The sequence below is a fragment of the Martelella sp. UBA3392 genome (genome assembly GCF_002358775.1).
In the GTDB taxonomy this organism is placed as follows: Bacteria; Pseudomonadota; Alphaproteobacteria; order Rhizobiales; family Rhizobiaceae; genus Martelella; species Martelella mediterranea.
The window spans coordinates 1-7,676 of the sequence record NZ_DEPM01000053.1 but is presented as its reverse complement, the minus strand read 5'-3'; the positions used below and the strand labels follow the sequence as shown (position 1 = coordinate 7,676).

8 protein-coding genes and 1 tRNA gene are annotated in these 7,676 nt (G+C 61.6%); 7 read left to right on the top strand and 2 right to left on the bottom strand.

Going from position 1 to position 7,676, the window contains the following annotated elements; genetic code table 11:
• Positions 1–125 precede the first annotated feature (125 nt).
• Together B4E36_RS04000 and B4E36_RS03995 are read left to right on the top strand one after the other, a co-directional pair.
• Positions 126–602, top strand: a complete 477-nt coding sequence (locus tag B4E36_RS04000) for a hypothetical protein (RefSeq protein ID WP_292055284.1) — start codon at positions 126–128, stop codon at positions 600–602.
• 29 nt (positions 603–631) lie between these two features.
• Positions 632–2,116, top strand: a complete 1,485-nt coding sequence (locus B4E36_RS03995) for a M81 family metallopeptidase (RefSeq protein WP_292055285.1) — start codon at positions 632–634, stop codon at positions 2,114–2,116.
• Between the two features lie 102 nt (positions 2,117–2,218).
• Here the strand turns inward: B4E36_RS03995 and B4E36_RS03990 are convergent, their stop codons facing one another.
• Complete coding sequence (locus tag B4E36_RS03990) at positions 2,219–3,505, bottom strand: Hsp70 family protein (RefSeq protein ID WP_292055286.1); 1,287 nt, start codon at positions 3,503–3,505, stop codon at positions 2,219–2,221.
• Between the two features lie 156 nt (positions 3,506–3,661).
• Here B4E36_RS03990 and B4E36_RS03985 point away from each other — a divergent pair, with 156 nt between their 5' ends.
• The 5 genes from B4E36_RS03985 (at position 3,662) to B4E36_RS03965 (ending at position 6,523) form a co-directional block, all read left to right on the top strand.
• Positions 3,662–4,009, top strand: a complete 348-nt coding sequence (locus tag B4E36_RS03985; protein ID WP_292055287.1) for an MliC family protein — start codon at positions 3,662–3,664, stop codon at positions 4,007–4,009.
• A 6-nt stretch (positions 4,010–4,015) separates the two neighbouring features.
• A complete protein-coding gene (locus tag B4E36_RS03980; protein ID WP_292055288.1) occupies positions 4,016–4,537 on the top strand; it encodes an AAA family ATPase in 522 nt (173 codons plus the stop codon).
• 116 nt (positions 4,538–4,653) lie between these two features.
• On the top strand, positions 4,654–5,559 hold the full coding sequence (locus B4E36_RS03975; protein WP_292055289.1) for a DMT family transporter: 906 nt from the start codon (positions 4,654–4,656) through the stop codon (positions 5,557–5,559).
• Between the two features lie 50 nt (positions 5,560–5,609).
• Complete coding sequence (gene folE / locus B4E36_RS03970; protein WP_292055290.1) at positions 5,610–6,221, top strand: GTP cyclohydrolase I FolE; 612 nt, start codon at positions 5,610–5,612, stop codon at positions 6,219–6,221.
• A gap of 226 nt (positions 6,222–6,447) precedes the next feature.
• A tRNA-Thr gene (locus tag B4E36_RS03965) sits at positions 6,448–6,523 on the top strand.
• Positions 6,524–6,576: 53 nt separating this feature from the next.
• Here the strand turns inward: B4E36_RS03965 and B4E36_RS03960 are convergent.
• Positions 6,577–7,653 carry a hypothetical protein gene (locus B4E36_RS03960; protein ID WP_292055291.1) on the bottom strand — a complete coding sequence of 359 codons (1,077 nt, stop codon included), beginning with the start codon at positions 7,651–7,653 and terminating at the stop codon, positions 6,577–6,579.
• Between the last annotated feature and the right edge of the window lie 23 nt (positions 7,654–7,676).

Sequence of the window (7,676 nt, the reverse complement as noted above, 5' to 3'; positions counted from 1 at the left end):
TCCACTTTTTCGCCCGATGCTCTATGCAAATTATTTTCTTTATTCGTTGACATGGCACCATAAAAACGGAATTCTGGCTAGAGAAAATCCCCATTCACGAAAAAAATTTAGATAGACGACCAAAAATGCGTGATCCCTTCGCCAATCCCTTCTCCGATCAAGACCGGCGCGCGATATGGGAGATGCTGGTGCCGCGCGATATCGACGCCTTTCTTGCCGCCGACTGGTCGATGGTCGCCGATGATTTCGTCACGGTCGGCTTTTTCGCGCTTGATGCCGGGCGGCAGCGCAACCCGGACGACTGGCGGCTCGGCTTTCCCGATCTTGACCGTTACCGTGATGAATGGCTGCGCCAGGCGCAGGATTTCGCCAAGGGCCAATACGCCGACGATCCGCGCAGCGCGATCTTCAACGCCACGCGACTGGAGGAGATCGAGATTTCCGGTGACAGCGCCCTGGTGCGCAAGAAATTCGATGGCGGCATCCGGCGCGCCGATGGTGAATTTGACGGCATGAACTGGCAGACGCTTTATTACTGCCGGCGCGAGGACGGAAGCTGGAAGATCGCCGGCTTTACCGGCTACCTGCCGCATCCGTTTTAGATCGGACAGACGGCAGGGGGGATCGGAAAATGCGGATATTCACGGCGGCGCTGGCAACGGAATCGAACACGTTTTCGCCGATCTGCATCGATCGCTCGGCCTTTATCGCCTCCTTTTATGCTTCGCCCGGAACGCACCCCGATACGCCGACGCTCTGCACCGCGCCGGTCACGGTTGGCCGCCTCTTTGCCCGCGAGCGCAATTTCGAGCTGATCGAGGGTTCTGCCGCCTGGGCCGATCCCGCCGGCCTCGTCAACCGCGAGGCCTATGAGGGCCTGCGCGACGAAATCCTAGGCCAGTTGCGCGCCGCGCTCCCCGTCGACGCCGTCGTGCTCGGCCTGCACGGCGCGATGGTGGCCGCCGGCTATCAGGACCCCGAGGGCGATCTCTTGACGCGCATCAGGGATATGGTCGGGCCTGACGTGCTGGTCTGCGCCGAGCTCGACCCGCACAGCCACCTGACGGCGAAACGGGTCGCGGCCGCCGATTTCTTCGTCGCTTTCAAGGAATTCCCCCATACCGATTTCGTCGAGCGCGCCGGCGATCTGTGGCGGATCGCGCTCGATACGCTGGAAGGCCGGGTGAAGCCGGTGATGTCGGTGTTTGACTGTCGCATGATCGATGTGTTTCCAACCTCGCGCGATCCGATGCGCGGCTTCGTCGACCGGCTGATATCGATGGAAAAGGCCGACCCGGAAATCCTGTCGCTATCAGTGATCCACGGCTTCATGGCCGGCGACGTGCCGGAAATGGGCACCAAGATGATCGCCGTCACCGATGGCAACATGCAAAAGGGCGAAAGGCTGGCGCGCGAGCTTGGCATGGCGCTGTTCGAAAAGCGCGGCACCTTCCGCATGCCGGAGATCGACGAAACCCAGGCCGTGCGCCAGGCGCTGCTATCGAAAAACCATCCGGTGGTGATCGCCGATATGTGGGACAATCCCGGCGGCGGCACGGCGGGCGACGCCACGGTGGTGCTGGCCGAACTGCTGCGCCAGGGGGCGACCAACACCGCGGTCGGCACGATCTGGGATCCGGTCGCGGTCAGCATCGCCATGGCCGCCGGCGAGGGCGCGGAGATCCCGCTGCGCATCGGCGCCAAATCGGCGCCCGGCACCGGCGCGCCGATCGACGGCACGGTGCGGGTGGAAAGGATCAACCCGCATGCCGAAATGCGCTTCGGCGACAGCATCGTGCCGTTCGGCCCGGCGGTGACGGTGCGGCTTGAAGGCATCGAGATCATCCTCAACACCGTGCGCGCGCAAAGCTACGACCCCTCGCTGTTTACCGCGATGGGGATCGATCCGCTGGAAAAGGATATTCTGGTCATCAAGTCGACCAATCATTTCCACGCGGCCTTCTCGCGGATTTCCGGCGCGATCATCTATTGCGCTGCCGGCACGCCCTACCCCAACAATCCCCGGCTCACCGCCTATAAATACGCCCCACGCGACATCTGGCCGATGGTGGACGACCCCCATGGGCTGGATGTGGAGGAGCGCGGCGTCGGCTGAGGATGAAGCGCCGCGCTTTACCGCCCTGCCCCTGACGGAAGCCCGGCGGCTGCGACATCTGTGTCTTGACGTCCGCTCCTCTCTTTGCGGCAAAGCCCGTTATCACAGGTCTGCCGCGAACGCCTCGTCCTTGCCGATCAACGCCAGGCCGTGGGCGATCGACAGAAGTTCGCCGCCGGTCTCGATGTCGGAAAACCGGTTCTCAAAAATCCGGCGCACCGCCGGCACGAAGGAGGTGCCGCCGGTGAGGAACACCTTGTCGATATCCGTCGGCGACAGCCCGGCGTCGTCGATGGCCTCGTCCAGCGCCGCCTCCATCTGGCCAAGTTCGCCGGCGATCCAGCCTTCGAAATCCGTGCGGCGGATGGTGCGGCGGCTGTCGCGGCCGAGCGGCGCGAAGAAGAACTCGGCCTCGTCGGCTTCCGACAGCGCCCGCTTGGCGGCCGAGACCGCCTCATAGAGCGGATAGCCCTCGTCATTCTCGATCAGCTCGATGAACAGTTCCAGCGCGTCCGGGTCGGTGGCGTCGCGCACCAGGCTTTTGAGATCGGCGAAATCGCGCGTGGTCTTGAAGATCGAAAGCTGGCTCCAGCGGCCGAAATTGGCGTAATAGTTCGACGGCACGTCGAGCGTCTTGCCGAAGCTTCTGTAATGCGTGCCCTTGCCGATCATCGGGCTCACCACATTGTCGATGATCCGGTAGTCGAACATGTCGCCGGCAACGCCGACACCGGAATGCGACAGCGGCTCGGCTGAAAGCCTGCCTGCCGCCCTCGAAAACCGGATGATCGAATAGTCGGTGGTGCCGCCGCCAAAGTCCGCGACCAGAACATTGGCATCGCTCGTCAGCCGCTCGGCGAAATACCAGGCCGCCGCCACCGGCTCCAGCACGAAGCGGATCTCGGGAAAGCCGAAGCGCGACAGCGCCTCGTTGTAGCGCGTAAGCGCCAGCTCTTCGTCGGCGCCGATGCCGGCAAAGCGCACCGGCCGGCCGGCGACCACGCGCGACACATCGGAAGGCCAGCCGTCGCCGGCATAGGTCATCAGTTTTTCCAGAAACACCGCCATCAGGTCGGAAAACGTATGCCGGCGGCCGAGCACCGCCGTCTCCTTGAACAGCGGGCTCGCCGCATAGGTCTTGATCGATTGCAGGAACCGGCATTCGCCGGGATGGTCGATCAGCGTGCGGATCGCCGCAGCACCCGCCTCGGTCGCCAGCGGCGCGCCGAAGCCCGCCTGCCGGTCCTTCATGAAGGACAGGCAGGTGCGCATCGTATCGGTGATCCCGGCGCGGCTTTCGAAGGCGAGCGACCGGGTCTCGCCGGCGTTTTCGCCGGGGACCGCGATCACGGTGTTGGTCGTGCCGAAGTCGAGGCCGAGCGCGGTCATGAGGCTTATCCTGTCATGGTGGGCAAAGGGCGGCGGTTATACGTCGGCGGCGGGCGATTGCAAGACCCACAGCGAATTTTCAGCGATAAACCTATGCGTGTCGGCGGTGACAGGGAAGCCGTGTATGATGTGGCCGGCATAAACAGGAGGACCCCCATGAAAGCCGCAACCCTCACTGCAATCGCGTTCTCGCTCGCCGCCCTTCCCGCCATGGCGGAGGACAAGGTTTCGCTCGACCTTCCCGAAGGGACCACCGAGATTTCGGCCAGCTATGACTGCGGCGATTTCACGCTCGACGCCCGCTACATCAATGGCGGCCAGATCATGCTTGCCGATCTGCAATGGCCCGATAACCACATCATCGCGGCCGAAGTGATCGCGGCCTCCGGCGCGCGCTATGCCGCCGGGCCCTATGTCTGGTGGAGCAAGGGCGACGACGGCACGCTTTATGACGTGACCAAGGGCGAGAACGATCCGGGCATTGCCTGCACCGGAAAATCCTGAGGCGCAATGGACAATTTCTTCGTCCTTTCCGGCTGTTCGGGCGGCGGCAAGTCGACGCTGCTTGCCGCTCTCGCCGGGCGCGGCTTTGCGACGGTGGAAGAGCCCGGCCGCCGGATCGTGGCCGAGGAACTGGCCGGCGACGGCGCGGCGCTGCCCTGGGTGAACCTTGCAGCCTTCGCCCGCCGCGCCATCGATGTCGCAATTGCCGATTTCGAACGCATGCGCGGCCACGACAGCCCGGTGTTTTTCGACCGCGGCCTCGTGGACGCGGCAGCGGCGCTTGCCCATGCCGGCGGCGATGTCGCGCCTGATCTGCTGGCCCGATACCGCTACAATGCGCGCGTCTTCATGACCCCGCCCTGGCCGGAGATTTTCGAGACCGACGACGAGCGCCGGCACGATCTGGAACAGGGCAAGGCGGAATATCAGCGCCTGCTGCATTTCTATCCCGAACACGGCTATCGCCCGGTAATCCTGCCGAAAAGCACGGTCGAAGCCCGGGTGGATTTTATCCTCGGCCATCTTTGATCCTCTCTTTACGTCTCCGGGCGAACCGCCCGGCCGGCTGCGCGGCTTGACCCCTAGCGAAGGCGGCGCTATCGGCTGATGACTGCCCGGCATGCGGGTACAGGCGGGAGGGGTTCATGGCAGCAGCAAGCCGAATGTCCGGCATCGGCCTTGCGGTGGCGGCGGTGGCGCTGCTTTCGGGCGTCGATGCGCTTGCCAAGAGCCTCGGTATGGCGCTGTCGAGCTTCCAGGTCGTGTTCCTGCGCTATGCCGTCTCGGCGCTGTTTCTCGCCCTTTTCGTCCTTGTCTTCGTACGCCGGTGGCCGCGCCGGGGCTTCATGAAGGCCCATATGCTGCGCGGCTTTCTGGCGGCGGTGACCGCTAGCCTGTTCTTCTACGGCCTCGCGGGTATGCCGCTGTTGATGGCGCTGGCGCTGGCGATGACGGCGCCGATCTACATGGCGATGCTCGGCGCGCTGGTGTTCGGCGAGCGGCCGGGCCGCTTCGTGCTGATTGCCCTCGCGCTTGCGGTTTCCGGCTCTGCGCTGATCGTGGCCGCCAAGGGTTCGGGCTTTGCCGGCCCACCGGTGACGCTGCCGGTGATCGCGGCGGGGCTCGCAGCACCCCTTGCCTATGCCTTCACCGCGATCGCGATGAAGAAATCCTCCGCCGACGATCATCCGGTGACGCTGAGCCTGATGCAGACCGCCTTTGCGGCGCTGTTCTGCCTGCCGATGGCCGCCCTCTTGTGGCAGACGCCGGCGGCCGCGCTCACCTGGCAGATCGGGCTGATCGGGCTTTGCGGCGCGCTTGGCTTCATCTGCCTGATTTCGGCGCTCGCCCGCATACCGGCCTCGCTCTACGCCGTCATCGATTACTCCGCGCTGGTCTGGGCCGGCTTCTACGGCTTCGCGTTCTTCGGCGAGATCCCGGCCTGGCCGACGCTGATCGGCGGCGCGCTGATCGTGATCGCCTGCGTGCTGACGGCGCGCGACCAGCGACGGCCCGATGAACTACGGACGAAATCGGGGCTTGAACCCTGATGGTCGCAAGGCCTACATAGCCCGCGACAGAACCGACCGACAGGTGACCCGTGAACACGATCCCGACCGATATCGACGCCCTTGAGGCTGAGCGTCTCCAGCGCGAGGCAATCATGAAGGCGGTCCATGATATTCTGGTGGCGCTCGGCGAGGACCCGACCCGCGAGGGCCTGAGCGATACGCCGCTTCGGGTCGCCAAGATGTACAGGGAAGTCTTTTCCGGCCGCGATGAAGACCCGCGCGCCCATCTGCAGACCGTCTTCCAGGAAGACGGCCATGATGACATCGTCATCGTCCGCGACATCCTGTTCCACACCATGTGCGAGCATCACCTGCTGCCGTTCTTCGGCAAGGCCCATATCGCCTACCTGCCCGAGGGCGGACGGCTGACGGGGCTTTCGAAACTCGCCCGCGTGGTCGACACCGTCTCGCGCCGCCCGCAACTGCAGGAGCGCCTGACCGACGAGATCGCCCACGCCATCAATGATGCGCTCGCGCCCCAGGGCGTGATGGTGATGGTGGAGGCCGAACACATGTGCATGGCGATGCGCGGCATCAAGGCCCACGGCTCCAAGACCATCACGCTGGTCACCCGCGGCCTGTTCGATACCGACCGCGACCGCCGCGCCGAAACCCTGTCGCTGCTGAAGGGCCTCGCCTGACCGCCATTTTTTTAAACGCCCCGCGCGCAAGACGCTTGAAAAACAGCCGCAGAGCCTGTAACAGCGCACTGCAACGCGAAACCGCGTTCGGGCCGCTTTAGCTCAGTTGGTAGAGCACATCATTCGTAATTACCGGGTCCGCCCGAGAATGACGTTCGAAGCCAGTGGGTTGGCGGGTGACAGAATAAAATAGTAGGGCCATAGTAGGCCGGCCCTGCGCTTAGAAGCCGCCTTAGCTCAGTTGGTAGAGCATCGCATTCGTAATGCGGGGGTCACGTGTTCGAGTCACGTAGGCGGCACCAGATTTTCACTCGACCTAAACAGCAATTCAAGTGGCGCTATAACTGAACGTTGCTTAAGATCTCGTTCGGTTTGATTTAATTTCAATATACTTTTGAATATTATCCTCTTCATCGAACTCCTTTTTGAATTCGATATAGTCATCGAACGCCTTCTTGTTGGTTATTGACAGATAAATTTCTACAAAGTTACTGCGTATTCGACTGAGAAGAGTGTCCAAGGCTATCCGCATATCTCGCCGCGCCTGCTCAATATCATCCCAATCCTTTTGTTGTTCTTTAGACAAAGGAGCGTCCATCGGATTCGAGAAGACATATGCGTGCCCGCTTGGAATGTCATGATAACAATTGTCATGCGACATGGCCCGGCGCCAAGCAGAGTGCAACTGATCTACGGCCCTTCTGATGACCGAGTCGTAGACATGAAATAGACTGTTCTCAGCAACTCCGGCCAAGTGATCGCTATACCACACAGCTTTGGATGTCATCATGTGCGGTAGTTGATTTATATGGTCATCCATCGTCGGTAGATGGATGGTAGACATTAGCCATTCGATGTTTCTCAGGTCGTGGTTATGCTCGATCTGTTCGCGAGACATACTCCTAAGTTGCGCAGGACGTGGAGGATCGCTTTCGATGATCTGCTCTACGGCTTTCGCGAGAAAGTCGGCCAGCTCTCTGCGCTCCTTCGCCCCTCCAGACTCGTTGAACTGATAGTCGTGCGCCCTGTGCTGAGCGAAGTCGAATGGCAGGTCTGCGGGAAATAAGCCATGCGCTGAGTTAAACAGCAAAATGACACGGTCCCAACCCATGTGTGCAACCGCAAAACCCAACTCATGAGTCACATTGGGATTTGGGCAGGGCCTTGTAGAGCCGCTCGGGGTGATCGTCGTGACGTCGGCAATGAAGATATCCGCGTGCTCTATTTTTTCCGTTATCTTGGCTGCAATATTTGGGCTACCTGGAACGTTACGTGTAGCTTCGTCCGGCACCACCGTGTACGCAAGTTTGCGAGCTTCGATCCGCTTAGCGACGTCTTTTAATGCGGTGCGAATAGCGTTTAAATTAGTCTTTTTTGGCGAATCGCTTTGCCAAGAATAGAAAACATTTATTTTTCTGCGTTCCATGTTCATTGTTGATTTTCACTGAGAACTGA